The sequence below is a fragment of the Enterococcus sp. C53 genome (genome assembly GCF_040887425.1).
Lineage (GTDB): Bacteria > Bacillota > Bacilli > Lactobacillales > Enterococcaceae > Enterococcus_B > Enterococcus_B hirae.
Genome location: NZ_JBFOFT010000001.1, coordinates 13819 through 36750 on the forward strand (window position 1 = coordinate 13819; position 22932 = coordinate 36750).

Sequence of the window (22932 nt, forward strand, 5' to 3'; positions counted from 1 at the left end):
ACAAAAACCGCTCTTTAGTCCAAACAGATGATTTGCACACTTGAATAAATTCCTTTAGGCTTGAATTAAGCGATAAGAAAGGAAGAGAACAAATGGCAAAAAAAGTTGCAGCAATCGTTACAGATTTAGTTGAAGATGTGGAACTAACGTCACCGAAAGAAGCACTAGAAAAGGCTGGACATACAGTGACTTTGATTGGGTTTGAAGGAAATCAAACAATCAAAGGAAAAAAAGGCGCAGAATTCACAGTCGAACAAAGTATTGCAGATGTTTCTCCTGAAGACTTCGATGCGCTATTGATACCAGGGGGATTTTCACCGGATCAATTACGAGCAGATCAACGATTCGTTGATTTTGTTTCTTACTTTTTAAAAAATGATCAACCGTTATTTGCAATTTGTCACGGTCCACAACTATTTATTCAAACAGGTTTAACTGAAGGACGGACAATGACAGCTTATGATACGGTACGTCCAGATATCGAATATGCTGGTGCCGTCGTGAAGGATGAGCCAGTGGTAATTGATCGAGGCTTGATTACTAGCCGAAATCCTGATGATATTCCAGCATTTAACGAAGCAATCGTTGAAGCACTAGCAAACTAATTTGAAAAGTTTAGTTCTAAACATTAAAAAAGCAGTCGTATCGGTCGAAAATGGCATCAGCTATTTTCTGAAGGATGCGATTGCTTTTTGTCGTTTTTCGAAAAACTCTTTCTTATTTCTTGATGCTACACACTTTTATCTCAACCTCAGACGATGCTATTAGTCCATGTTGGTAAAGATTCCCATGTTTTTCTACAAGCACCAAATAACCGTTTTTCGAATACTTAGCGATCTAAGTACTTGAAAAACGGTTAGTTAGTGAAACGAATGGTTCTTGACGTGATTAGTTAGAGAGTAAATATAAATGGCTACTTCCTGGTTGTAAGCGAGAATCATTTGTATGTAAATGTTCACCATCAAAAATTTGATAAGAATCATTTTTAGTCTTACAAAGTTCTTTTATTTTTCGGACTGTATTTGTGCCTTCAATTAAGACACCGAAGTCTTGTTCACAGGAGTAGTTATACACTACAGCAGAAGGATGTTTGGTGATGCCCATTTCTCGAGCAATTTTTTGATCAGAGAAAAAAACTTCTTTAACAAACTCGGATTGACGATCTTCTTTGAACATCTCGATATCGCCGCCGACTTCTGCAAAAAGTGATTCAGCAAGTTCTGGAGAATACGGTACTTTATTACAACCTACAGCTTCTTGCATTTTGATCAAAAATTGACGTCCTTTTTTCTTACCTTGGAACTGTGCCGCTTTACAGTCTAACGCAGCAGAATAGGTAGTTGAAAATAAGTGGTTACGCGTAACGAGGTCGTTTTGAGAAATTCCGTTACGTTGCATGACATCCCCAATTGTCTGCAAATTAACTAAAGGCAGAAAACGAAATTGCATCTTTTCTTTGGATGTTTTTCCGTACTCTTCTTCAATAAATTGTAATAACTGTTGTTCTAGTGTAAAACAATGTTTCCCCAAAGGATTAACAAATAAATAGATTTCGATCATATGAATCTCCCCCAAAATAGATTCTATACAACTCGTGAATTCTTTTATTCACAACGTATAACTTAACAGAAAAATGATAAAAAATGAACTCAAGTGCCTTGTGAAAATGATAGAACTTTAATTTTTCGCTGCTAGCATCCGTTGAATTTTATTTTTAGCTGGTCGATAAGGGAAAGAATGTCTTTCCAAAAACGCTAAAAAGGCAGATTTACCAAGAGTAGCATCAGATACTTCTAACTCCAGTTCAAAATCATGTAATTGTTCTCCAAAACTTTCATCAATCGCTAAAAGACCTTCCTCAATGTGAAATTCCGCACGTTTGGTAGTAATGTCTCCAATTTTGCCCAATTCATCCGAAGGAACAGCCAATTCTAACAATTTTTGAAAAACAGCACCCTGACGTGGTAATTGACGTTGCTCAATGAAAGAGAGTGCTTCCTCTTTGCTTAAAGTATCAGTGGTTTCAAGTTTTCCTTCTTTTGCAGGTGTTTTTAGTGTATATTCTGCCCGATCTTCAAGTAATCGGATGCGTAATCCACAATTTTTTTGTGCTAGCTGTCCATCTGGTGTATCAAAATAGATATTCGTTTGAACCGTAAAATCTTCTGGTTTTAGTTGATAATACTGGATCAATTGACTATATTCTTGTTGCGTCAGCATGGACTTGTATTCAATTTCTAACATTTCAGACATAATGATCGCCCCTTTCATTCATTCTGCCTAATTTTTCCTTTTTGGTCAATACAAAAAGCCGAGGGGTACAAAAAAACTTCATTTATATGTTAAAATAGAAAAGAATGTTAACGAAGTAGAGGGATCAGCGATGGAACGAGATTGGGAAGAGTTTTTAGCACCGTATGAACAAACAGTATCAGAATTAAAAGTAAAGTTACGCGGGATCCGTAAGCAATTCAGAGAACAAAACCGACATGTTCCGATTGAGTTTGTTACTGGACGAGTCAAACCAGTCGATAGCATTGTGACAAAATCACAGCTGCGTCATATTCCGATGAGCCGTTTAGAAGAAGAAATGTCTGATATTGCTGGATTACGAATCATGTGTCAGTTTGTAGAAGATATCCACCAAGTAGTAGATATCATTCGTAAAAGAAAAGATATGAAAGTGATTCAAGAAAGAGATTATATTACAAATAAAAAAGCCAGTGGGTATCGTTCGTATCATTTAGTGATTGAGTATCCTGTTCAGTTGATCAGTGGCGAAAAGAAAATTTTAGCTGAAATTCAAATCCGGACGTTAGCTATGAACTTTTGGGCGACAATCGAACACTCATTGAACTATAAATATCAAGGCGTGTTTCCTGAAGAAATGAGTGAAAGACTCCAACGTGCGGCAGAAGCGGCTTATCAATTGGACGAAGAAATGTCCAATATTCGGGAAGAAATCCAAGAAGCTCAACGTCTGTTTTCCCATGGTAGAGGAAAACGAGATGACGTTTACTATCGTACCGTATTAAATCGAGAGAAAAAAGAGGAGGCCACGGATGAAAGTAGCGATCGTTCATAACCAAGAAGCGAAAACAATTGAAGTTACCGAACGATTGAAAGCTCTTTTGACACAATCGGCTATTCAAATCGACGGACAACGCCCCGATTTAGTGATTTCCGTAGGTGGTGATGGGACGTTATTGTCCGCTTTTCACAAGTATAGCCATCTATTAAATGAAGTTCGTTTTTTAGGGGTCCATACAGGGCACTTAGGTTTTTATACGGATTGGCGTGACTATGAATTGGAAGAATTAGTCAATAGCTTACAGACCAATCAAGAACAAAGTGTAAGTTATCCTTTGCTCGATATAAAGATCAGTTATTTAGATGATAAGCCGGCAAAACATTTCTTGGCTTTGAATGAATCCACGATTAAACGATCAAATCGGACGATGGTTGCCGATGTATATATCAAAAATGAATTGTTTGAAAGTTTCAGAGGGGACGGATTGGCTGTGTCTACGCCAACAGGTTCAACCGCTTATAATAAAAGTATCGGCGGGGCAGTTATTCATCCGAGTATCAATGCCTTTCAGTTAACTGAAATTGCTTCATTAAATAATCGAGTCTTTCGTACACTCGGTTCGCCTATGGTCATCGCACAAGACGAATGGCTGGAAATCAAATTAGAAAATACAGAGGATTATCTTGTTACAGTCGACCAATTGGATATTAAGGAATCGAATATTCGTTCCATCTATTATCGCATTGCAAAAGAGCGAATTCATTTTGCTTCTTATCGCCATATGCATTTTTGGCATCGTGTAAAAGATTCCTTTATTGGTGAGGGATAACATGGAATTTGTGTGGACGTATGAAAAAAATCATCCGCAGCAGATAAAATATTTTTTAAAAGAAAAAGGAATTTCTAAAGGTTTGTTAGCGAAAATCAAATTTCAAGGTGGCGAGATCAAAGTAAATGGTCAAACTGAAAATGTCTTGTTTTCTCTATCGTACAATGATAAGGTAACGATTGTCATTCCAGCAGAAGGCGAACATGAAACGGTGCTTTTAGATGAAACACCGATCGAGATCGTTTACGAAGATGAACATCTTTTAGTTGTGAATAAACCAGCTGGCGTCTCTTCGATTCCAGCACAATATCATCCAAACTATACGATGGCTAATCGAGTAAAAGCTTATTACAAACGACAAGGTTACGAAAATCAAGTCATTCATGTGGTGACAAGACTAGATCGGGATACTTCTGGGTTGATGTTGTTTGCCAAACATGGCTTTGCTCATGCAAAGTTAGATGTACAGCTTCGAGAAAAACGATTTGTGAAGAAATACCAAGCACTTGTGAGTGGCGAAATAACTAAATTGGCACCCCACGGCTGGATTGACCTTCCAATTGCGAGAGACCAATCTTCTTTACTGAAACGGATGGTTTCGACAGCTGGGCGAAGCGCACAAACCGAATATTGGTTAACGAAAAACACCGCAGAGGTTGCTTTGGTAGATATCCAACTGCATACGGGGAGAACCCATCAAATCAGAGTTCATTTTTCAGAAATTGGCTGTGCGCTATTAGGAGATGAAATGTATGGTGGGCGTATGGATCTTGGAATAGCAAGACAAGCTTTACATTGTTACGACCTGCGTTTTGATCATCCTTTTACACAGGAACGATTGGAATTTAAACAGCCTTTGGCTAAAGATATGGCGACTGTTCTCCAGCATTTTGAAAGTTAGGGTGAGGTGAGATAGAGTTGGATGAAAATCAAGAACTAGAGGAACGATTTGCCCAGTTACTACAGGATTTAAGAGAAAATAACCTACAGGAATTTAGAAATAGTTTCCTGGAAATGCATATTTACGAGCAGGGGCAATTCTATCAATCTCTGAACGAAGAGGATCGTCAACTGATCTATTCCTACTTATCTCCTAAAGAATTGGCAGATATGTTTGATGTGATTGAAGAAGACAATGAATATATGAAAGAGTATTTAGCTGAGATGCGTCCGAGTTATGCTGCAGAAATGCTTTCAGAGATGTATACCGATAATGCGGTAGATTTGCTAAATACCTTAGATAAAAAACAAGTCGCTAAATATTTAAGTTTAATGACTACTGACGATGCTAGTGAAATCAAAGAGTTGTTACACTATGAAGATGAAACAGCTGGCGCGATCATGACAACAGAATTTGTTTCGATCGTGGCGAATCAAACGGTTCGTTCTGCGATGTATGTCTTAAAAAACGAAGCAGATGTAGCTGAAACCATTTACTATATCTATGTCGTCAATCAAGAAGAACAATTGGTTGGAGTTATTTCATTGCGGGATTTGATCGTTAATGATGATGATGCAATGATCTCTGACTTGATGAGCGAACGTGTGTTATCCGTCCATGTGGGGGATGACCAAGAAGATGTCGCGCAAACCTTTCGTGATTATGACTTTCTAGCATTACCCGTAACAGATTACGATGACCATCTACTGGGGATCGTAACAGTTGATGATATTATTGATGTTATTGATGATGAGGCTGCAAGTGATTACTCTGGTTTGGCAGGGGTCAATGTTGAGGAAATCAATGAAAATCCCGTGAAGTCAGCTGCTAGACGTCTTCCTTGGTTGATCACCTTATTATTTTTAGGGATGTCTACGGCTTCGTTGATCAGCCATTACGAAGAACTGGTGAGTGAAGCAAGTATTTTAGCCGTCTTCATTTCGTTGATCACCGGAACTGCGGGGAATGCTGGCACCCAATCATTGGCGGTTGCAGTTCGCCGTTTGGCTGTTTCTGACGACAAAGATGCTGGTTTTGTCCGTTTGATTCTAGCTGAAGTACTCACAGGACTTGTGACAGGGGCAATCACTGGCTTGACGATCTTTTTGATTGTAGGAATTTGGAAGCATAACTTTATTTTAGGCTTTGTAATTGGGATTGCCATGTTATTTGCGATTACTGTAGCCAACTTGGCAGGAAGCTTGATTCCGATGTTGATGGATCGCTTAGGGTTTGATCCTGCCGTGGCTAGTGGTCCTTTTATTACCACCTTGAGTGATTTGACTAGTGTCTTGATCTATTTCAACATCGCTTCATTGTTTATGGGGTATTTTATGTAGCCATTCCTTTTGAGATGGTGCAACAAGTCTGTGATAAAAATAAAAAACGTAAGGAGCAAAGTAATCAACTTGCTTCTTACGTTTTTATTATTACTAGAAAAAATTTAGTCGAATGAAACGATCTTTGTTCCATGAACTTCATTCACGCCTAGTTCTTTGGCAACATGTTCTGCATTTTTGTAATCGATCTTGCCACCAGGTAAGATGATCAGACGTCCGTCAGCATAAGCAATCAATTTTTTTAAATGGTCAAAATTGGCTTCAATTGGTGCGTTCGCATCTCCACCATGAGTTAAAATACGGTCTACACCGTGTTCAACCAGCCAATCAATTGCTTCAAATTGCCGTTCTTGCGGGATACAATCAAAAGCCATGTGGAACGTGATTTGTAGACCTTCTGAGGTTTCGATCAATAATTCCATTGCCTCTTCATCAATCCAATTTGAAGGAGTCAAACAGCCTATAACTACGCCATCTGTACCTAATTTCTTTGCTTCGATTAAATCAGTATGCATGATCTTTAATTCAATATCATTGTAGACAAAATCGCCACCTCGTGGTCGGATAATTGTCATTACAGGTACTTCTTTTTCATTGGCATAGCTTAAAACTTCTTCGATCACTCCGGTGCTAGGTGTGGTTCCGCCAGCAGCTAAGTTATCGCATAATTCGATCCGGTTCGCTCCCTTAGCAATTGCTAGAGGAATGGAAGTATAATTTTCTGCACAAAATTCTTTGATCATTTGCCTGCTCCTTTATCATTCGCCTTCTTCTTCTAAAATTGTACCATATTTTTTGTAGTTGCTAAAGTTTTCTTCTAACGGTAAGATGAAAAGGGAATAAAGCAATATTCAACGATTAAAACAAGAAATGAGCAAAAAAAATGTTAAAAAAAATTGATCAAGGTCGCCAATTTTTAAAGGGAAATCAACAGTTGTTCCGATGCCCACTTTGCCATGCTGGAGTAGCAGTCACTGAGAACGGTTTGGTTTGTCATCAGAACCATCGCTTCGACTTATCCAAAAAAGGCACGCTTTACTTTTTATCTCATGGGGTAAAAACGGAATATGATCAGAGTATGTTTGATCCCAGACGTAGAATGATCCAAGCAGGGATGTATCAGCCTGTGATCGACTTGTTAGCACAACAAGTATCGCAGGGATCAGAGGTCTTAGATGTTGGCTGTGGCGAAGGAAGCTTTTTAAATGAATTAGCACGACTGCAACCGTTGAAAAAGGCCGTAGGTTTTGATCTTTCTAAAGAAGGTGTTTATGCGGCTACTGCTCAGCCGGTCGAGGCGTTTTGGTGTGTAGCAGATTTAACCAATCTTCCTTTTGAAGACCAAACATTTACTACGATTCTAAATATTTTTTCGCCTTCTCACTATAAAGAATTTCAACGTGTGCTAACCGATGATGGGGAAGTCTTGAAAATCGTTCCGCAACAAGATTATTTAAAAGAATTACGCCAAGCGTTTTATCCAGACCAGCCTGAGAAACAACAGTATTCAAATGAACGAGTGGTGGCTAAGTTTGCGGAGTCCCTAGAATTGACTGAACGTCGGCGTGTTACTTACGAATTTGATATCCCAGAAAAAAATCGGCAAGATTTGTTAGCGATGTCTCCGCTCGAATGGCAAGTCAGTCAAGACGTCAAAGAGCGTGTGTACCAGAATCCTTTGAAAAAGATTACAATTGACGTAGAATTATTAAAAGGAAATAAGAGAAAACGATTGCAATGAAATTATTCATTTCTAAAGGTTGCAAAAAGAGTTTGTTGATGATATAGTAACGACAAGTTGTTTTTTCATTGGTTTTTATCAGGTTCCTGTTCTGATAAAAGTTAGTGAGAAGAGCTTCACTAACGTAACGACTCGCAGTGACTGACACCGAGTTGATACGTTTTTTTTTATGCCAAAATCACTACTAGTTAGTTAACATATAGATGAGAGGATGGATCTTAATGAACCATATCGTTTTATTTGAACCATTGATTCCAGCAAATACTGGAAATATTGCCCGAACTTGTGCAGCAACCAACACGCCCTTGCACTTGATTGAACCGTTAGGATTTTCAACAGATGATAAACATCTAAAACGTGCAGGATTGGATTATTGGAACGATGTCAATATTACCTATCATCAAAATTTAGATGCTTTTATGGCTTATTTAGGGGAACGTAAACTTCATTTGGTATCGAAGTTTGCCCATAAAGTATATAGTGACGAAAATTTTGCTGATGGAGAAGACCATTTCTTTTTATTCGGCAAGGAAACAACAGGATTACCTGAAGAATTTATGCGTGAAAATGAAGAAAAATGTTTAAGAATCCCAATGAATGACGAACATGTCCGTTCATTGAATCTCTCAAATACGGCTGCAATGATCGTCTATGAAGCATTGCGCCAACAAGGATTTCCTAATTTAGAGTTAACGCACCATTATGAAAATGATAAACTAGACTAGAGGTCATTTTTCAAGTGCTCTGATTCAAGCATTAAGGAGAAACAAAGAAAAACAGCTTTTCATGTTTTACTTGGTTTAGACTTAATGCACAGAATCAACTTGGAAAATACCGTTTATCAAGAGGTCATTTTCCAAGTGCTCTGATTCAATACGAATAATCACAAGGACTTTTTATTGAAGGAGTTCTTTGTTTTTAAGGAACAAATTTTATAAAATAGTAGCATCATCTTTGTCTAAATGAGCCTATAAGGAGTCCGATATAAATGGAATTATATTTTACCCGACATGGAAAAACACAGTGGAATCTCGAACGCCGTTTTCAAGGAAGCCAAGGCGACTCACCACTTTTACCTGAAAGCTATGAGGAAATCAAAGCATTTGGTAAAAAAGTGAAGTATGTACCATTTAAAGCAATCTATTCAAGTACCGCTAAGCGTGCCCGTGACACAGCCGAAGGGATCAATCAGGAATTAGCGCATCCAGTCGAAATTATTTATACTGATAAATTAAGAGAATTGGGTTTAGGAGAATTAGAAGGTCAATCAATTGATGAAATGTACGAACGATATCCGGAAAACCTTCCCAATCTACGTAACCACTTAGATCGTTATGATCCGACACCTTTTAAAGGAGAAGCGATCGAATGTGCCATTACTCGTATTGAAACAGTTGTGGCTGATGCCGTTGCTTTACATGATGGACCGATCTTGTTTGTTGGGCATGGGGCATCATTAACTGCGGCGATCCAATGGTTGACAGGAAAAAAACTGAGTCAACTAAGAGAAATGGGTGGCTTATATAATAGTAGTTTGACGATTTTAGAAACAGGAGAACCCAACAATTTGTTGTCTTATGAATTAAAAGTTTGGAACGAAATTGACTTTTTAGGAAAAGAGACAAAACCAGAACCATTACTCTAATTGGAAAGGAGGCGGCAAGATGCAGCCAGAAGAAATGCCTTATTTTGTTGGTACAGTTGCCGCAATCTTTTTTCAAAATCCAAGTAATTTTTACAAAGTACTGTTGGTTCGGCTCACTGAAACAACAGCTGACTATCGTGAAAAAGAAATTGTGGTCACTGGAAGCTTTGGTGAGATCCAAGAAAATGAGCTTTATCGTTTTTACGGCGAATTAGTCGATCATCCTAAATATGGGCGACAGTTAAAGGTTGAACGCTATGAGCAGGAGAAACCAACAACAGTCAACGGGATCGTGGGTTATCTATCCAGTGAAAAATTTCCTGGGATTGGCAAGAAAACAGCTGAGAAGATCGTGGAGCAACTAGGTGAAGAAGCGATTGAAAAAATCATCGAAGAGCCGTCCGTATTAGAACAAATCGCAGGCTTGAATCAGGCCAAAAGAGATATGATCGTTGAGACGATTCGTTTGAACCATGGGATGGATCAAGTGATCATGGGCTTGAATCGTTATGGCTTTGGTAGTCAGTTAGCTTTTAGTATCTATCAAGCATATAAAAATGAAGCTTTAGATATCATCCAGGAAAATCCCTATCAGTTAGTCGAAGATGTGGAAGGGATCGGCTTTAAAAGAGCAGATAATCTTGCAGAACAATTAGGGATCGCGGCTGATTCACCAAGACGGATTCGAGCTGCAGTTTTACATCAGATTTTTCAACATGCTGTTCAAACTGGCGATACATATGTACCAGCTGAAACGCTTCTTCAACAAACAATCAAAATTTTGGAAACCAGTCGACCAATCGAGATCCAACCTGATCAAGTGGCGACGGTCATTATTCAACTTGTGGAAGAAGGTAAGATCCAACAAGAAGAAACCAATCTCTATGAAAATAGTCTGTATTTCTCAGAATGGGGGATCGGTAACTCGATCCAACGGTTACTTAGTCGGAAAAAAGAAATCAACTATGACGAAAAAGAAGTGCAGAAAAACATTCGGCGAATTGAAAAAATATTTGGTATCCAATATGGAGAATCGCAAGAAAAAGCAATTTCGGAAGCAATCCGGTCACCTTTATTTATTTTAACTGGGGGTCCCGGCACAGGGAAAACAACAGTTATCAATGGGATCGTCAACTTGTTTGCAGAATTAAATGGCTTAGAATTAGATCCAAACAAATATACCCAAGAAATTTTTCCGATTCTACTGGCTGCACCAACTGGTCGAGCAGCCAAACGGATGAACGAGACGACAGGATTACCTGCCAGTACGATCCATCGACTACTAGGTTTGAATGGTCGAGAAAAATCTCCTTCAGTAAGTACGAAAGAATTAGAAGGTGGGTTGTTGATCATCGATGAAATGTCGATGGTCGATACATGGCTAGCTAATACGCTATTTAAAGCCATCCCTACCAACATGCAAGTGATTTTAGTAGGAGATAAAGATCAATTACCATCTGTCGGACCGGGACAAGTCTTGCATGATTTATTAGGAATTGACCAAATCCCGAAAGTGGAATTGAATCAAATTTATCGGCAGGGAGACGGATCAAGTATTATCCCCCTTGCTCATGAAATCAAAGAAGGTCATTTACCAAGTGATTTTTTGCAAAATCAAAAAGATCGTTCTTTCTTTCGAAGCGATGCCTACAGTATCGAACCTTTAATCGCAAAGATTGTTGAAAAAGCCAAAAATAAAGGCTTCACTGCACAAGATATCCAAGTCTTGGCGCCAATGTACCGTGGTCCAGCTGGAATCGATGCGTTAAACAAAATGATGCAGTCGATTTTTAACCCTGGAGGTGCAGGGCGGAAAGAAGTCCACTGGAATGAGACTGTTTATCGAATCGGTGATAAAGTATTACAATTAGTGAACACACCTGAACTCAATGTGTTTAATGGTGATATGGGTGAGATCACGGGGATCGTGTTAGCGAAAGATTCAGAAGATAAAGTGGATGAATTAGTGATTCAATTTGATGCGAATGAAGTGACTTACAAACGCAATGAATGGAATAAAATCACCCTTTCTTATTGTTGTTCGATCCATAAATCTCAAGGAAGCGAATTTAAGATGGTCATTTTACCGATGGTTCATCAGTACCAACGGATGTTGCAACGGAATCTTCTCTACACGGCTGTCACAAGAAGTAAAGAACTATTGATTCTACTAGGGGAAGAACAAGCTTACGTTACCTGCGTTGCGAATGAATCGGCTAGTCGAATGACGACATTGAAGAAGCGGATCGAAGAAAATGACAGTATGAGTCTTGTTACACGGACGAAGCTTGTCGCTTATGAAGATTCCCTTGTAGGTAATGATCCTTTTGAAGAAGGAAATTATACCAAGGCGGGAGAAACTGCTCATTCCGTAAAAACAGAGACAAGTCAACAAGCCACTCAAGAAAATGTCGTAGATTCAACGGAGGGAAATGTTGGCGATGATCTCTTTACTTTATCAGTAGAACAAGACACAACCGAAACGGCTGTCGAATCAAAAGTGATGGAAGAAGCACCAACAGAGCAACTGCCAAAAACATATATTTTAACAACCGAAGCGATTGAAAAACAGTGGATTGATCCAATGATTGGGATGGAGCAAGAGGCTGTGAAAGAAGCGTTTAGCTCCGAATAAGAGAGGATTTTATTAAATAGCTCCTCATATTTTAGAAAATCATCGCTTATTGTTGAGGAGTTGCTTCTTGAACGCCGTTTAGCAAGAGGTCGTGAAAACATCGGGTAGCTCTGATGACAATAAGAAAGAATTTTTTGAAACAGCTTCTCATGTTTTGAAAAATTCAGGCTTATTTCAAGGAGCTGATGTTTGAACACCGTTTATCCGTTTTTAGAGATAGGCAGAAGAGCCTGAGGCAAGTTTTGGCTCAGGCTCACTTGAATCGCTCCTAATGAGAATGTTACTTATTTTTTAAGAGCCAAGAGATAGATAAAGACCGCAAAAGTTAGCCCAACAAGTCTGACTTTTGCGGTCTTTTTAATATCTACAGCTCTTTTTATGGGGTTATCTTCCCCATGGAAGAAAATGTATATAAAATAGGCAAAATCAATGTGACACGTTACACCAAAACAGTTGCTTTTTGGTAGCTAATTGCAAATCAAAAGGTTGTTTTTGGCTATCTTCACCATCTTCTTGACCATACTGAGGAACAGTTGATAGTATGCGCAATCTGCTAGTAGTAAAATGATGGAAATTTTTTGATTTCATTTGCTTTTTCTGTAGTAATAAGAAGATGATTCCCAAGATTTTGAATAAATTCACTCGTTCGACAACAACTAGATCGATCGTTGGTTTGGCAATTTCTGCTGTCGGCGCAATCGCTACACCGCCGCCAAAATAAGGATGGTTCGTTGCAGTACATAAAAAGGCTTTGTCAAAACTGATTTGTTTTCCGCCAATGTCCACTAAGATTGGAAACCCTTTTTGCCAAAAAAAGACACGTAGGATAGAAAATAGGTAAGCAAAAGAACCTAAATTATATTTATTTAATTTTGTTTTTGAAGTAGAGTGGTTTGTAGCATGAACGATTGTCGCATCTAAGCCAATACCAAAATTGTTTACTACTACACCTTGTTTGTCACTCACTTTTTCCTCGTAAGTTAAGAGGTTGATTTCTTGAGGTTTGTTCGTCTTTAGGATATTTTCTAATGCTTTCTCGGCATTTCTAGGTAACCCAATCCCTCGAGCGAAATCATTGCCAGAGCCTGCGGGAATATAGGCTACTGGAAATGCCACATCTAGTTGATAAAAGGTATTTAACACTTGATGCAGTGTACCATCACCACCGATGATCACGAGTAGGGGAAATTCAGACTCGCTTTCTTGTGGTTCGTCTGTCCATTCAACTAATGTTTCTTTCGCTAACTCTTCGGCAATTTTAGCATCATGCCCTGGATACTCACTGTATTGGATCGAATAGTGAAGCTTTTTTTCGGCAAATAGCGGAATCATTTTTTCTGCTACTTTTTTACCAGCACCACTTCCAGCAGCTGGATTGATCAATAAGTAATAATGGAAATTCATTTTTACCTCCTGCATCTGATTCAGAAGATGAGTAAATCTCACTCATTCCACTCATTCATTAAAATAGAAAAAATGATCAAACTATTTTTTGCTTAGTCATTTAGTGAACAAGCAACTGAAACTTCTATCGTTAATTTTACATGGTTTGTGTCTTAGCGAAACTAAGAAAACAAACATTATTTTTTATCCTTGGCTATTATAGCAGAGAAGAGGAATTTTGAAAAAGCACCGTGCATAAATAAGAAGTAAAGTTCACCCTGATTTGAATAAATAGCATGGAAGCAAAAGACTTATATTTAGAGAACGTTTTTTGTAGGAGCAGTTTCAAATCGCGGGGATATCTGCTATAATGAATCCTTGCTTATGACAGCTGCGGTTCATCAACCATCCCGCATTAAAAAAACTAGGAGAAATGAGGAATATTTTATGCAAAAAACGATGGAACGCCAACGATTGATGGTCGTTGTAGTAAATGGAATCATTATGGCTTTGTATTTGGCACTTACGATTTTAGTGGCACCAGTCTCTTCTGGACCTATTCAATTTCGTATTTCTGAAAGCTTGAATCACTTAGTAGTCTTCAACCGGAAATTACTTTGGGGCGTGTTAGGTGGCGTCATTGTCTATAACGCATTTTTTGGTTTTGGTATATTAGATGTGGTCTATGGTGGGGGACAAACCTTGATTTCATTGGGGTTGACTGCTTTGCTACAAAATAAAGTAAAGAATGTCAAAATAAGATTAGCATTAAATACGCTTTTCTTTACAATTAGTATGGGATTGATTGCGTACATGTTGGTACCAACTGGTGGACAAGCATTTTGGACAACTTACGGTACGCTAGCTTTGAGTGAGTTCATCATTATGGCTATTTCTGCACCATTGATGTATTACTTGGATCGTTCCCTAGACTTTGAAAAAAGAGTATAGCGATCAATAGGTAGATATAGGAAAACCTGTTAATCAGTTAAAATATATTTATAAAAAGGGATAACAGTAGTTAAAAGAAATTCATCTTTAGCTACTGTTTTTATTTCTGAAAAATTAGCGGATTGAACCAACCGTTATTGATTCTATCCGCTAATCTTAGTATGTTTTTTTCTATCGTAAAGTCGTAAAGTTGACTGATCCTTTACACATTTATTCAGGGTTTTGTAAATTTTCGATTTCGATCACTTTGTAATTTTTCTTTTCAAGATGGTTCACGATCGTGTCGCAAACTTTTTGATCTGTATGTGCAGGTAACGTGATCAGTGTACGACGGATGTATTCTTCTTTTTCAATATCTAAAGTGATGCAACTTGCGATACTACTATGTTTTGCGATGATTTTAGCGATCGTAGCTAAATCTCCTTGTTTTCCAGTAGAAGCAATCGTTAAAACATAGCTGCCTTGTTCTACGCTCCAAGATTGTGAAAGCATGTTTAGCAATGTACTGTGGGTCAAAATACCGTAGAAATGATTGTCATTGTCAAGAACAGCAATATAAGGCAACTCTTTGATCGTAAAAAATATTTTAAAGAATGAAGTATCTAAATAAATGAATTTTGTTGCATTTTTCAAGAGGTGGGTGACGGGTAAAGTCATATCTCCACCATTCGCTTTGTGACGATAAATGTGCATTTTGTAAATATTTCCACGGAAAATATTTCCTGAAGCATCTAAAATTGGCACACAACGATAACCAGAGGATTCTAGAATCGCTAAGGCTTCTTCCAAGGTACTAGTTTCTGTGACAGTTGTTAAATCTTTTTTCTTATATACGAGTGTTTTTAGTAGCATAAAGTTACCTCCATGTATCTCATTTTTACTTAATTTCAAATTAATCATATCATAATTAATTATAAAACAATAGGTTATTCAATCTCGAATTGACAGAAAATCTTTTCCATGATACTGTAAATGAGTATAATTTTGATTTTCAGTGAGGAGGTAGGAGCGGATGGCAAAGAAGAAAGCAGCATTAGCTTGTTCCGTTTGTGGTTCTAGAAACTATACCAAATCGGTTAGTGAAGGAAAAAGTGGCGAACGTTTGGAAATCAATAAATTTTGTAAATATTGTAATCAATACACATTACATAAAGAAACAAAATAGAGGACAGGAGGGCCCGCAATGAAATTCATTAAAAGTGTAAAAGATGAAATGAAACAAGTGACTTGGCCTAGTGGCAAACAATTACGCAAAGACACACTAGTTGTCATTGAAACATCAATTATCTTTGGTGTGATGTTTTTCGTAATGGACACAGCGATCCAAAGCTTATTTGCTTACTTACTAAAATAAGTCGCTAGTAAAAGCAAGGATATCGTGCTATAATCAACGTGAAGAAAAACTTCGGGAAACTGGGGTTTTTTTATTTTACAACGAAATGAGGAGCCTTTAATGGAATCTTTTGAAAAAAATTGGTATGTACTACATACATACTCTGGTTATGAAAACAAAGTAAAAGCAAATATCGAATCACGTGCGCAAAGTATGAAAATGGCTGACTTTATTTTTCGTGTAGTTGTTCCTGAAGAAACTGAGAAAGAAGTAAAAAACGGAAAAGAAAAAGAAATCGTTCATAAAACATTTCCTGGTTATGTCTTAGTAGAAATGATTATGACAGATGCTTCTTGGTATGTTGTACGTAATACACCTGGTGTAACAGGATTTGTAGGGTCACATGGTGCAGGTAGTAAGCCAGCTCCATTATTGCCAGAAGAAGTAAGTCACATCTTACGTTCAATCGGTATGAGTCTTCGTCAAACAGATCTAGAGATCGAAGTTGGCGAAGTAATCAAGATCATCGAAGGTGCTTTTGCAGGCTTAGAAGGTCAAGTAACTGAAGTAGATGAAGAAAAAGAAAAACTAAAAGTTAATATTGATATGTTTGGTCGTGAAACAAGTACTGAACTTGATTTTGAACAAGTAGATAAAATCGACTAAGTATTCAACTATCTGAGGATGGATTTTTAAATAGAAATCCATGCGACAATCAGATAGCATCACGACTAAAAGATTGAAACCGAGATTTGCAAAAATTGTTTAACCTATTTTTGCAATATTTCGGTTTATTTTTTCAAGTCGTTCACGAATAATCACTAATATAGGTTGGGAATTTGAGCCGATTTGTCAGTGGAAAATTGAGAATGCTAGTCAGAGGATCGATCAAATTAGAAAGGAGAAACAATGAAAAATTGGAGAAAGTCTGGAATCGTCGGCTTTTTATTGATGATCAGTGTTCTTTTTATAAGTGGCTGTCAGACAAAAGAAACAAGTCAGTCGTCTGAAGCTGCTAAGACAGTTGAAACAACGCAAGCAACGAAAGAAAAGGAAACGCAATCGACTACCCCTACTTTGTTTTTCCATGGATATAGTGGGACAGTTAATTCATTCAAAGGAATGATCCAGCGCCTGGAATCATCAGAGAGTGGGAAAAAAGAATTAACATTGACGGTTGATGTCAATGGCAATGTACAGGCAGAAGGAGAACTTTCAAAAGAAGCAGATAATCCAATGATCCAAGTTCTATTTGTAGATAATAAAAATAATGAATGGAACCAAACAGAATGGATCAAAGACTGCTTAAGTTATTTGCAACAGACGTATGGAATCAATCAAGTGAATCTGGTAGGACATTCGATGGGGGGCGTCAGTGGTCTTCGGTATTTAGCTACTTATGGACAAGATCAAACGTTGCCTAAAGTGGATAAATTCGTGGCAATTGCCGCACCATTCAATGACTTTGAAGAAAATAATGGGCAAAGTATCAGCGATGAATTAGCTAATGGTCCAGCGATAGCTTCTAGTCGTTATCAAGACTACCAACGACTTATTGGCAATGTGCCAACCACTACACAAATCCTGCTGATTGCAGGACAAGTGAGTGAGACGGATTTAAGTGATGGGACGGTGCCATTAAGCAGCGCTTTAGCAGTGTATGCGTTATTGAAGCAACATGGAAATCAAGTGGAAGAAAAAGTGATCACAGGGGAGAACGTAACGCATAGTATGCTTCATGAGAATAAAGAAGTTGATGCCCTCACGCGCCAGTTTCTTTGGAACATGAAGTAGAGGGCATTAAAAAGTGTTTCATTCTGAGAAGAGATTAAGAAAAAGAAGGACGAAAATCGAAGATGAACGATTCAGAGCATCAATCAGTGTGAGATACGACGTAAAGGTGCAGCTAAGATGAAAATAGAGACTGGGACAAAAATTGTCTCAGTCTCTTCTACATATCTCTAAAAGCGAATAAACACTTTTGTCTCAACCTCTAAAATATAGTTGTATTCATGGGGAGTAAAGGATCATAAACCCAAGTAATGGTTATCGATTCAATATATCTTCAGTCAAACGCTTTGCTGTTGGTGTAACCGCCAAGCCACCTTCAGCCGTTTCTTTAAAGATGGCTGGCATCTGACGACCTACTTGATACATCGCTGCGACAACTTCATCTGGTGGGATGACACTTTCGATTCCTGCTAATGCCATATCTGCCGAAATGAACGCCTGAGAAGAGCCAAGGGCGTTTCTTTTAACACAAGGGACTTCAACGAGGCCTGCGACAGGATCACAAATCAGACCCATCATGTTTTTCAGCGTAATTGCGATAGCTTGGGCGGCTTGATGGGGCGTACCATTTTTTGCACAGACAAGGGCGGCAGCGGCCATTGCACTTGCTGAACCAACTTCTGCCTGGCATCCGCCTTCTGCACCACTGATGGAGGCGTTATTGGCAATGACTAATCCAAAGGCACCAGCGGTAAAAAGAAACTCAATCTGTTGTTCGTGGGTCAAAGACAATCGGTCACGGACAGCCATGAGGACACCAGGTACAACACCAGCGCTTCCTGCTGTAGGGGTGGCACAAATCAACCCCATTTTTGCATTTACTTCGTTGACAGCGATAGCGTTGCGGACTGCTGACAAAATGGTTTCACCACTTAAAAAGTCGGCTTCTTTTAAGTAACGAGCTAGTTTTTGGGCATCGCCGCCAGTGATTCCAGTCACAGACGTTACACCTTCGTTTCCTTCAGCGATGGATTGTTCCATGACACTGAGGTTTTTTTCCATGATTGCAATGATTTGTTCTCGTGGACGACCACTCATATCCATTTCAACAGCAATCATTAATTCTGCGACACTAGGATAATTTTCTGCTTGGCGAACTAACTCTTCAATAGAGAAAAACATCTTTCTTCCTCCTTTAATCAAAATAATTAACGCTGTCGATCTTCGGTAATTGCGTTAGTTTACTTATAGTGTCATCTACTTGTGGATCATCTACTTCGATAATCATAATGGCATTTTCACCCTTTGATTCTCGTGTAACAGTCATTGTACCGATATTTGTATTTGTTTCTGAAAGGATATTCGTTACTTTAGCAATCATCCCAGGTACATCTTGATGAACGATGATAAAGGTCGGTGTTCCCATGCTTAATGAGATTTTGAAGCCGTTTAATTCCGAGATTTGGATATTTCCGCCACCAATCGAGATACCAGTGACTGAAAGTTTCCGTTTTCCTTTTTTCAACAATAGTTTAACGGAGTTAGGATGCTCTGCTTTTTCACCCTTAGGCACAAAGAGAACTTCCATTCCTGCTTCATAAGCTAACTGCAGTGAATCTGCCAGACGCTCATCATCTGGTTCCATGCCTAACAAACCACCAACTAAGGCGATGTCTGTTCCGTGTCCCCGATAGGTTTTTGCAAATGATTCATAAAGATAGATATCCACAGAATCTGGTTGTTCCCCAAAAATACTACGGACGATTTTGCCGATTCGAGCAGCTCCAGCAGTGTGAGAGCTGCTTGGACCGATCATGACTGGACCAATAATGTCAAAAACACTACGATATCTTAATTCTTTCATTTTTCCACCTCTTTAAAATAGATAAACACCCCAGCAAAAGTAAGTGAACGGTGTATAGCTCACTTACTCGTTTCCTCATCATTTTTGAACCATAAACTACATTAGTTAAATTAAATAAATATTTCACAAGCGTGCATTAATCTAGGAAATGCATCAATGATAGCTATGAAAATATATCGAATAATATTTTTATATTTTTAAATAGAAGAAAGCAGAAATTTCTAAATTACTAATGAGTGAGCGGTAGTGATACCTTATGTATTTTCGCTTGTTTTCTTTTCAGCGTAAGTGTATCACAAAAGAAGGAAGATGAGGTGGACTTCCTGTTGATTTTTAGTTTTTTTTTAGAGGTTCAAGCAATAAATTAAACATTTATCAGAAAAAAATCTTGAAAAATAGAATATATTTGCTATACTGTATCAGTGTGCATTGTCATATGCATTATTTTGACTGATAATCGAAGGATTATGAGTGAAAACGTGGGAGGAGAAATATGCATCTCCAATTAACCACATCACGGACTTAAGGAGGTATGTCTCGTGGCAAAGAAAGTAGAAAAAATCGTTAAATTGCAAATTCCTGCAGGTAAAGCAACTCCAGCTCCACCAGTAGGTCCTGCACTAGGTCAAGCGGGTATCAATATCATGGGATTCACTAAAGAATTCAACGCTCGTACAGCTGATCAAGCAGGTTTAATCATTCCGGTTGTTATTTCTGTATACGAAGACCGTTCATTCACATTCGTTACAAAAACACCACCAGCTGCAGTATTATTGAAAAAAGCTGCAAAAATCGATAAAGGTTCAGGCGAACCAAACAAAACTAAAGTTGCTAAAGTTTCTAGCGATCAAGTAAAAGAAATCGCTGAATTAAAAATGGAAGACCTAAACGCAGCTGACATCGAAGCAGCTATGCGCATGGTTGAAGGAACTGCACGAAGCATGGGGATCACTGTAGAATAATCGCTACACCCTAAGAAAGTAGCTTCTCAGTTGGCTCTGTATTGAAAGATATAGAACACGTGGGAGGTACAACCGTTATAACCACAATCAAGGAGGAACCAAAATGGCTAAAAAGAGCAAAAAAATGCAAGACGCATTAAAAAAAGTTGATTCAAGTAAAGTTTATCCTGTTGCCGAGGCTGTAGCTTTAGCAAAAGAAACAAACATTGCAAAATTTGACGCGACTGTTGAAGTTGCATACCGTTTGAACGTAGACCCTAAAAAAGCAGACCAACAAATTCGTGGTGCTGTAGTATTACCAAACGGAACTGGTAAAACACAAACTGTTTTAGTTTTTGCTAAAGGAGACAAAGCAAAAGAAGCTGAAGCAGCTGGTGCAGATTTCGTTGGTGACGACGACATGGTTCAAAAAATCCAAAACGGATGGTTTGACTTTGACGTAGTTGTTGCTACACCTGATATGATGGCAACTGTTGGTCGTCTAGGACGTGTTTTAGGACCTAAAGGCTTAATGCCAAACCCTAAAACAGGTACTGTAACAATGGACGTAACAAAAGCTGTTAACGAAGTAAAAGCTGGTAAAGTTACTTACCGCGTAGACAAAGCTGGAAATATCCATGTACCAATCGGTAAAGTATCATTCGACAATGAAAAATTAGTTGAAAACTTTGCAACAATCCATGATGTATTAGTGAAAGCTAAACCATCAGCAGCTAAAGGTCAATACATGAAAAATATCACAGTTACAACAACATTTGGACCTGGTATCCATGTAGACCAAGCTTCTTTCTAATTCTTGAATTAGAACGTTGATTGATCCAACTGAAAAATAATTCTTGACTCAACTAGTTTAGCATGCTAAGCTAGTTGAGGTTAATAATTAACTTGTACCGAAGACAGTAGGTGGCGTAGCCTTAATTTCCTACCGAGGACGTTTATTGAATACTTTCAATAGTCCCTCTATGTCTACGGTGGCATAGAGTTTTTTTATTGTGAATCACTAAGAACAAAGTGAATAGATGATGAACAATACTTGGCGAACAGAGTGAGCGAAGTTCCCTCTCAAGCGAAGTGAATCACTAAGAACGAAGTGAGTAGATGATGAACAATACTTGGTCAATGATCAAGTGTAAAAACTCTTCCATCAAAATTCAGGAGGTGAAACTCAAAAATGAGTGAAGCAATTATCGCAAAAAAAGCAGCAATCGTTGATGAAGTGAGCGAAAAATTTACAGCAGCAGCTTCTGTAGTCGTAGTTGACTACCGTGGTTTAACTGTTGATGAAGTGACTCGTTTACGTAAACAACTTCGTGATGCAAACGTAGAAATGAAAGTTATCAAAAACTCAATCCTTTCACGTGCCGCTAAAAAAGCTGGATTAGAAGGCTTAGACGAAGTATTCACTGGACCTACAGCCGTTGCATTTAGTAACGAAGACGTTGTAGCACCAGCGAAAATCATGGACGAATTTGCTAAAGAAGCAAAAGCATTAGAAATCAAAGGCGGTATCATCGAAGGTAAAGTATCTTCATTGGAAGAAATCACAGCATTGGCAAAATTGCCAAACCGCGAAGGACTTCTATCTATGTTGCTATCTGTACTACAAGCGCCAGTCCGCAACGTGGCTTACGCTGTCAAAGCAGTGGCAGACAAAGAAGATGGAGATGCAGCTTAATAGCCGCATAGCATAAATAAAAATACGAACATCTAAAACGGAGGAAATTATAATGGCAATGAACATTGAAAACATTGTTGCTGAGTTAAAAGAAGCAACTATCCTAGAACTTAACGACTTAGTTAAAGCTATTGAAGAAGAATTTGGCGTATCTGCTGCTGCTCCTGTAGCTGCAGTTGCTGCTGGTGGCGCTGCTGCTGCTGAAGAACAAACAGAATTCACTGTAGAATTAACTGCAGCTGGAGACCAAAAAGTTAAAGTTATCAAAGCAGTTCGTGAAGCAACTGGCTTAGGCTTGAAAGAAGCTAAAGCTGTAGTTGACGGAGCTCCTGCACCAGTTAAAGAAGGGGTATCTAAAGAAGAAGCTGAAGAATTAAAAGCTAAACTTGAAGAAGTTGGCGCATCTGTAACTGTTAAATAATTTTTCGAAATTAGTTGGCATTGAGACCCTTGATACGATAGGGTTTCAATGCTTTTTTATTATGGCTCTATAATTTATGTGATTGATAATATTTGAAGGATGACAGTCTATCCAATGTCTCTAAAAAAGAAATAAGGAGTAAAAGATGGAACTTTATAAAATGCTAAGCCCTGCAGTTATCCAGTTTTTGAAAACTAAATTGAACGTCATTATTCAAGATCGTAATTATACGGATGATGAAGTTGTGCAGATTTACGATAAAATTGAAGATTTTCATATCCTTCAATCCTTTGATGAGAACTATAATCTTTCAGAAGACGGTAGACACGCATTAGATATTTTGTACTTAGATATTTGGTAATAGTACTTAATCAGCTAATGATTAGGTGTTATTTTTTATTCCAACATTAAAGATTTTCTGAAAGAAAAAGCTCGTTTTAGGAGTGGGATG

At 38.2% G+C, this 22932-nt stretch carries 26 protein-coding genes, 1 riboswitch and 1 other annotated feature; of the genes, 19 read left to right on the forward strand and 7 right to left on the reverse strand.

Features of this window, described 5'->3' with window-relative positions; genetic code table 11:
* Positions 1-92: 92 nt before the first annotated feature.
* Positions 93-605: a type 1 glutamine amidotransferase domain-containing protein gene (locus tag AB3I42_RS00075; protein ID WP_010738518.1), complete on the forward strand. Its 513-nt coding sequence runs from the start codon at positions 93-95 to the stop codon at positions 603-605.
* A 283-nt stretch (positions 606-888) separates the two neighbouring features.
* Here the strand turns inward: AB3I42_RS00075 and AB3I42_RS00080 are convergent, their stop codons facing one another.
* Both AB3I42_RS00080 and AB3I42_RS00085 read right to left on the reverse strand, forming a co-directional pair.
* Complete coding sequence (locus tag AB3I42_RS00080) at positions 889-1560, reverse strand: ClpXP adapter SpxH family protein (protein ID WP_034699468.1); 672 nt, start codon at positions 1558-1560, stop codon at positions 889-891.
* 117 nt (positions 1561-1677) lie between these two features.
* On the reverse strand, positions 1678-2253 hold the full coding sequence (locus tag AB3I42_RS00085; protein ID WP_025480558.1) for a CYTH domain-containing protein: 576 nt from the start codon (positions 2251-2253) through the stop codon (positions 1678-1680).
* A gap of 130 nt (positions 2254-2383) precedes the next feature.
* Between AB3I42_RS00085 and AB3I42_RS00090 the strand changes: the two genes are divergently transcribed.
* Genes AB3I42_RS00090 through mgtE form a run of 4 tightly spaced genes read left to right on the forward strand, consistent with a single transcriptional unit; the run spans position 2384 to position 6140 of the window.
* Positions 2384-3085 carry a GTP pyrophosphokinase family protein gene (locus tag AB3I42_RS00090; RefSeq protein WP_034866094.1) on the forward strand — a complete coding sequence of 234 codons (702 nt, stop codon included), beginning with the start codon at positions 2384-2386 and terminating at the stop codon, positions 3083-3085.
* The gene (locus AB3I42_RS00095) at positions 3063-3860 is read left to right on the forward strand and encodes an NAD kinase (RefSeq protein ID WP_010720169.1); all 798 of its coding nucleotides are present in this window, start codon (positions 3063-3065) and stop codon (positions 3858-3860) included. The genes AB3I42_RS00090 and AB3I42_RS00095 overlap by 23 nt, the downstream gene beginning before the upstream one ends.
* A 1-nt stretch (position 3861) precedes the next feature.
* Entirely contained in the window at positions 3862-4761 is a 900-nt protein-coding gene (locus AB3I42_RS00100) for an RluA family pseudouridine synthase (protein WP_010720168.1), read from the forward strand.
* Between the two features lie 17 nt (positions 4762-4778).
* Positions 4779-6140 carry a magnesium transporter gene (mgtE, locus tag AB3I42_RS00105; RefSeq protein WP_010720167.1) on the forward strand — a complete coding sequence of 454 codons (1362 nt, stop codon included), beginning with the start codon at positions 4779-4781 and terminating at the stop codon, positions 6138-6140.
* Between the two features lie 104 nt (positions 6141-6244).
* Here the strand turns inward: mgtE and AB3I42_RS00110 are convergent, their stop codons facing one another.
* Entirely contained in the window at positions 6245-6883 is a 639-nt protein-coding gene (locus AB3I42_RS00110) for a copper homeostasis protein CutC (protein ID WP_010720166.1), read from the reverse strand.
* 140 nt (positions 6884-7023) lie between these two features.
* On the opposite strand from AB3I42_RS00110, the gene AB3I42_RS00115 reads away from it, so the two are divergent.
* The 4 genes from AB3I42_RS00115 to AB3I42_RS00130 all read left to right on the forward strand — a co-directional run bounded on the left by AB3I42_RS00115 (position 7024) and on the right by AB3I42_RS00130 (position 12161).
* Positions 7024-7881, forward strand: coding sequence for a methyltransferase domain-containing protein (locus tag AB3I42_RS00115; protein ID WP_010720165.1), 858 nt, complete (start codon positions 7024-7026; stop codon positions 7879-7881).
* A gap of 221 nt (positions 7882-8102) precedes the next feature.
* The gene (gene trmL / locus AB3I42_RS00120) at positions 8103-8606 is read left to right on the forward strand and encodes a tRNA (uridine(34)/cytosine(34)/5-carboxymethylaminomethyluridine(34)-2'-O)-methyltransferase TrmL (protein WP_010720164.1); all 504 of its coding nucleotides are present in this window, start codon (positions 8103-8105) and stop codon (positions 8604-8606) included.
* Positions 8607-8869: 263 nt separating this feature from the next.
* The gene (locus AB3I42_RS00125; protein ID WP_081123489.1) at positions 8870-9526 is read left to right on the forward strand and encodes a histidine phosphatase family protein; all 657 of its coding nucleotides are present in this window, start codon (positions 8870-8872) and stop codon (positions 9524-9526) included.
* 19 nt (positions 9527-9545) lie between these two features.
* A complete protein-coding gene (locus AB3I42_RS00130) occupies positions 9546-12161 on the forward strand; it encodes an ATP-dependent RecD-like DNA helicase (protein ID WP_306690204.1) in 2616 nt (871 codons plus the stop codon).
* Positions 12162-12587: 426 nt separating this feature from the next.
* Here the strand turns inward: AB3I42_RS00130 and AB3I42_RS00135 are convergent, their stop codons facing one another.
* Positions 12588-13565 carry a diacylglycerol kinase family protein gene (locus AB3I42_RS00135; RefSeq protein ID WP_010738512.1) on the reverse strand — a complete coding sequence of 326 codons (978 nt, stop codon included), beginning with the start codon at positions 13563-13565 and terminating at the stop codon, positions 12588-12590.
* Between the two features lie 366 nt (positions 13566-13931).
* Positions 13932-13978: riboswitch (PreQ1 riboswitch) on the forward strand.
* Positions 13979-13991: 13 nt separating this feature from the next.
* Here AB3I42_RS00135 and AB3I42_RS00140 point away from each other — a divergent pair.
* On the forward strand, positions 13992-14495 hold the full coding sequence (locus AB3I42_RS00140) for a QueT transporter family protein (protein ID WP_010738511.1): 504 nt from the start codon (positions 13992-13994) through the stop codon (positions 14493-14495).
* A gap of 210 nt (positions 14496-14705) precedes the next feature.
* Here AB3I42_RS00140 and cbpA read toward each other — a convergent pair whose 3' ends face one another.
* Positions 14706-15347, reverse strand: coding sequence for a cyclic di-AMP binding protein CbpA (gene cbpA / locus AB3I42_RS00145; RefSeq protein ID WP_010738510.1), 642 nt, complete (start codon positions 15345-15347; stop codon positions 14706-14708).
* Between the two features lie 160 nt (positions 15348-15507).
* Here cbpA and rpmG point away from each other — a divergent pair, with 160 nt between their 5' ends.
* The 4 genes from rpmG to AB3I42_RS00165 all read left to right on the forward strand — a co-directional run bounded on the left by rpmG (position 15508) and on the right by AB3I42_RS00165 (position 17622).
* The gene (gene rpmG / locus AB3I42_RS00150; RefSeq protein ID WP_002294578.1) at positions 15508-15660 is read left to right on the forward strand and encodes a 50S ribosomal protein L33; all 153 of its coding nucleotides are present in this window, start codon (positions 15508-15510) and stop codon (positions 15658-15660) included.
* Between the two features lie 18 nt (positions 15661-15678).
* Complete coding sequence (gene secE, locus AB3I42_RS00155; protein WP_010720158.1) at positions 15679-15849, forward strand: preprotein translocase subunit SecE; 171 nt, start codon at positions 15679-15681, stop codon at positions 15847-15849.
* Positions 15850-15948: 99 nt separating this feature from the next.
* Complete coding sequence (gene nusG / locus AB3I42_RS00160) at positions 15949-16494, forward strand: transcription termination/antitermination protein NusG (RefSeq protein WP_010720157.1); 546 nt, start codon at positions 15949-15951, stop codon at positions 16492-16494.
* Positions 16495-16737: 243 nt separating this feature from the next.
* On the forward strand, positions 16738-17622 hold the full coding sequence (locus tag AB3I42_RS00165; RefSeq protein ID WP_010738509.1) for an alpha/beta fold hydrolase: 885 nt from the start codon (positions 16738-16740) through the stop codon (positions 17620-17622).
* 252 nt (positions 17623-17874) lie between these two features.
* Here AB3I42_RS00165 and sdaAA read toward each other — a convergent pair whose 3' ends face one another.
* Together sdaAA and sdaAB are read right to left on the reverse strand one after the other, a co-directional pair.
* Positions 17875-18741: an L-serine ammonia-lyase, iron-sulfur-dependent, subunit alpha gene (gene sdaAA, locus AB3I42_RS00170; protein ID WP_010738508.1), complete on the reverse strand. Its 867-nt coding sequence runs from the start codon at positions 18739-18741 to the stop codon at positions 17875-17877.
* A 13-nt stretch (positions 18742-18754) separates the two neighbouring features.
* Positions 18755-19423 (reverse strand): L-serine ammonia-lyase, iron-sulfur-dependent subunit beta, encoded by a 669-nt coding sequence (gene sdaAB, locus AB3I42_RS00175; RefSeq protein ID WP_010720152.1) that lies wholly within the window; start codon positions 19421-19423, stop codon positions 18755-18757.
* Between the two features lie 539 nt (positions 19424-19962).
* Between sdaAB and rplK the strand changes: the two genes are divergently transcribed.
* The 5 genes from rplK to AB3I42_RS00200 all read left to right on the forward strand — a co-directional run bounded on the left by rplK (position 19963) and on the right by AB3I42_RS00200 (position 22842).
* Positions 19963-20385, forward strand: coding sequence for a 50S ribosomal protein L11 (rplK, locus tag AB3I42_RS00180; protein WP_010720151.1), 423 nt, complete (start codon positions 19963-19965; stop codon positions 20383-20385).
* Positions 20386-20488: 103 nt separating this feature from the next.
* On the forward strand, positions 20489-21178 hold the full coding sequence (gene rplA, locus AB3I42_RS00185; RefSeq protein WP_010720150.1) for a 50S ribosomal protein L1: 690 nt from the start codon (positions 20489-20491) through the stop codon (positions 21176-21178).
* A 79-nt stretch (positions 21179-21257) separates the two neighbouring features.
* Positions 21258-21383, forward strand: a sequence feature (ribosomal protein L10 leader region).
* 173 nt (positions 21384-21556) lie between these two features.
* Positions 21557-22060 carry a 50S ribosomal protein L10 gene (gene rplJ, locus AB3I42_RS00190; protein WP_010720149.1) on the forward strand — a complete coding sequence of 168 codons (504 nt, stop codon included), beginning with the start codon at positions 21557-21559 and terminating at the stop codon, positions 22058-22060.
* Between the two features lie 52 nt (positions 22061-22112).
* The gene (gene rplL, locus AB3I42_RS00195) at positions 22113-22481 is read left to right on the forward strand and encodes a 50S ribosomal protein L7/L12 (protein WP_010720148.1); all 369 of its coding nucleotides are present in this window, start codon (positions 22113-22115) and stop codon (positions 22479-22481) included.
* A 145-nt stretch (positions 22482-22626) separates the two neighbouring features.
* Entirely contained in the window at positions 22627-22842 is a 216-nt protein-coding gene (locus AB3I42_RS00200; protein ID WP_010738464.1) for a hypothetical protein, read from the forward strand.
* Positions 22843-22932 lie beyond the last annotated feature (90 nt).

Coding starts and splice junctions, on each gene's coding strand:
- AB3I42_RS00075 (WP_010738518.1), top strand. CDS start 93: ATGGCAAAAAAAGTTGCAGCAATCGTTACAGATTTAGTTGAAGATGTG.
- AB3I42_RS00080 (WP_034699468.1), bottom strand. CDS start 1,560: ATGATCGAAATCTATTTATTTGTTAATCCTTTGGGGAAACATTGTTTT.
- AB3I42_RS00085 (WP_025480558.1), bottom strand. CDS start 2,253: ATGTCTGAAATGTTAGAAATTGAATACAAGTCCATGCTGACGCAACAA.
- AB3I42_RS00090 (WP_034866094.1), top strand. CDS start 2,384: ATGGAACGAGATTGGGAAGAGTTTTTAGCACCGTATGAACAAACAGTA.
- AB3I42_RS00095 (WP_010720169.1), top strand. CDS start 3,063: ATGAAAGTAGCGATCGTTCATAACCAAGAAGCGAAAACAATTGAAGTT.
- AB3I42_RS00100 (WP_010720168.1), top strand. CDS start 3,862: ATGGAATTTGTGTGGACGTATGAAAAAAATCATCCGCAGCAGATAAAA.
- AB3I42_RS00110 (WP_010720166.1), bottom strand. CDS start 6,883: ATGATCAAAGAATTTTGTGCAGAAAATTATACTTCCATTCCTCTAGCA.
- AB3I42_RS00115 (WP_010720165.1), top strand. CDS start 7,024: ATGTTAAAAAAAATTGATCAAGGTCGCCAATTTTTAAAGGGAAATCAA.
- trmL (WP_010720164.1), top strand. CDS start 8,103: ATGAACCATATCGTTTTATTTGAACCATTGATTCCAGCAAATACTGGA.
- AB3I42_RS00125 (WP_081123489.1), top strand. CDS start 8,870: ATGGAATTATATTTTACCCGACATGGAAAAACACAGTGGAATCTCGAA.
- AB3I42_RS00130 (WP_306690204.1), top strand. CDS start 9,546: ATGCAGCCAGAAGAAATGCCTTATTTTGTTGGTACAGTTGCCGCAATC.
- AB3I42_RS00135 (WP_010738512.1), bottom strand. CDS start 13,565: ATGAATTTCCATTATTACTTATTGATCAATCCAGCTGCTGGAAGTGGT.
- AB3I42_RS00140 (WP_010738511.1), top strand. CDS start 13,992: ATGCAAAAAACGATGGAACGCCAACGATTGATGGTCGTTGTAGTAAAT.
- cbpA (WP_010738510.1), bottom strand. CDS start 15,347: ATGCTACTAAAAACACTCGTATATAAGAAAAAAGATTTAACAACTGTC.
- rpmG (WP_002294578.1), top strand. CDS start 15,508: ATGGCAAAGAAGAAAGCAGCATTAGCTTGTTCCGTTTGTGGTTCTAGA.
- secE (WP_010720158.1), top strand. CDS start 15,679: ATGAAATTCATTAAAAGTGTAAAAGATGAAATGAAACAAGTGACTTGG.
- nusG (WP_010720157.1), top strand. CDS start 15,949: ATGGAATCTTTTGAAAAAAATTGGTATGTACTACATACATACTCTGGT.
- AB3I42_RS00165 (WP_010738509.1), top strand. CDS start 16,738: ATGAAAAATTGGAGAAAGTCTGGAATCGTCGGCTTTTTATTGATGATC.
- sdaAA (WP_010738508.1), bottom strand. CDS start 18,741: ATGTTTTTCTCTATTGAAGAGTTAGTTCGCCAAGCAGAAAATTATCCT.
- sdaAB (WP_010720152.1), bottom strand. CDS start 19,423: ATGAAAGAATTAAGATATCGTAGTGTTTTTGACATTATTGGTCCAGTC.
- rplA (WP_010720150.1), top strand. CDS start 20,489: ATGGCTAAAAAGAGCAAAAAAATGCAAGACGCATTAAAAAAAGTTGAT.
- rplJ (WP_010720149.1), top strand. CDS start 21,557: ATGAGTGAAGCAATTATCGCAAAAAAAGCAGCAATCGTTGATGAAGTG.
- rplL (WP_010720148.1), top strand. CDS start 22,113: ATGGCAATGAACATTGAAAACATTGTTGCTGAGTTAAAAGAAGCAACT.
- AB3I42_RS00200 (WP_010738464.1), top strand. CDS start 22,627: ATGGAACTTTATAAAATGCTAAGCCCTGCAGTTATCCAGTTTTTGAAA.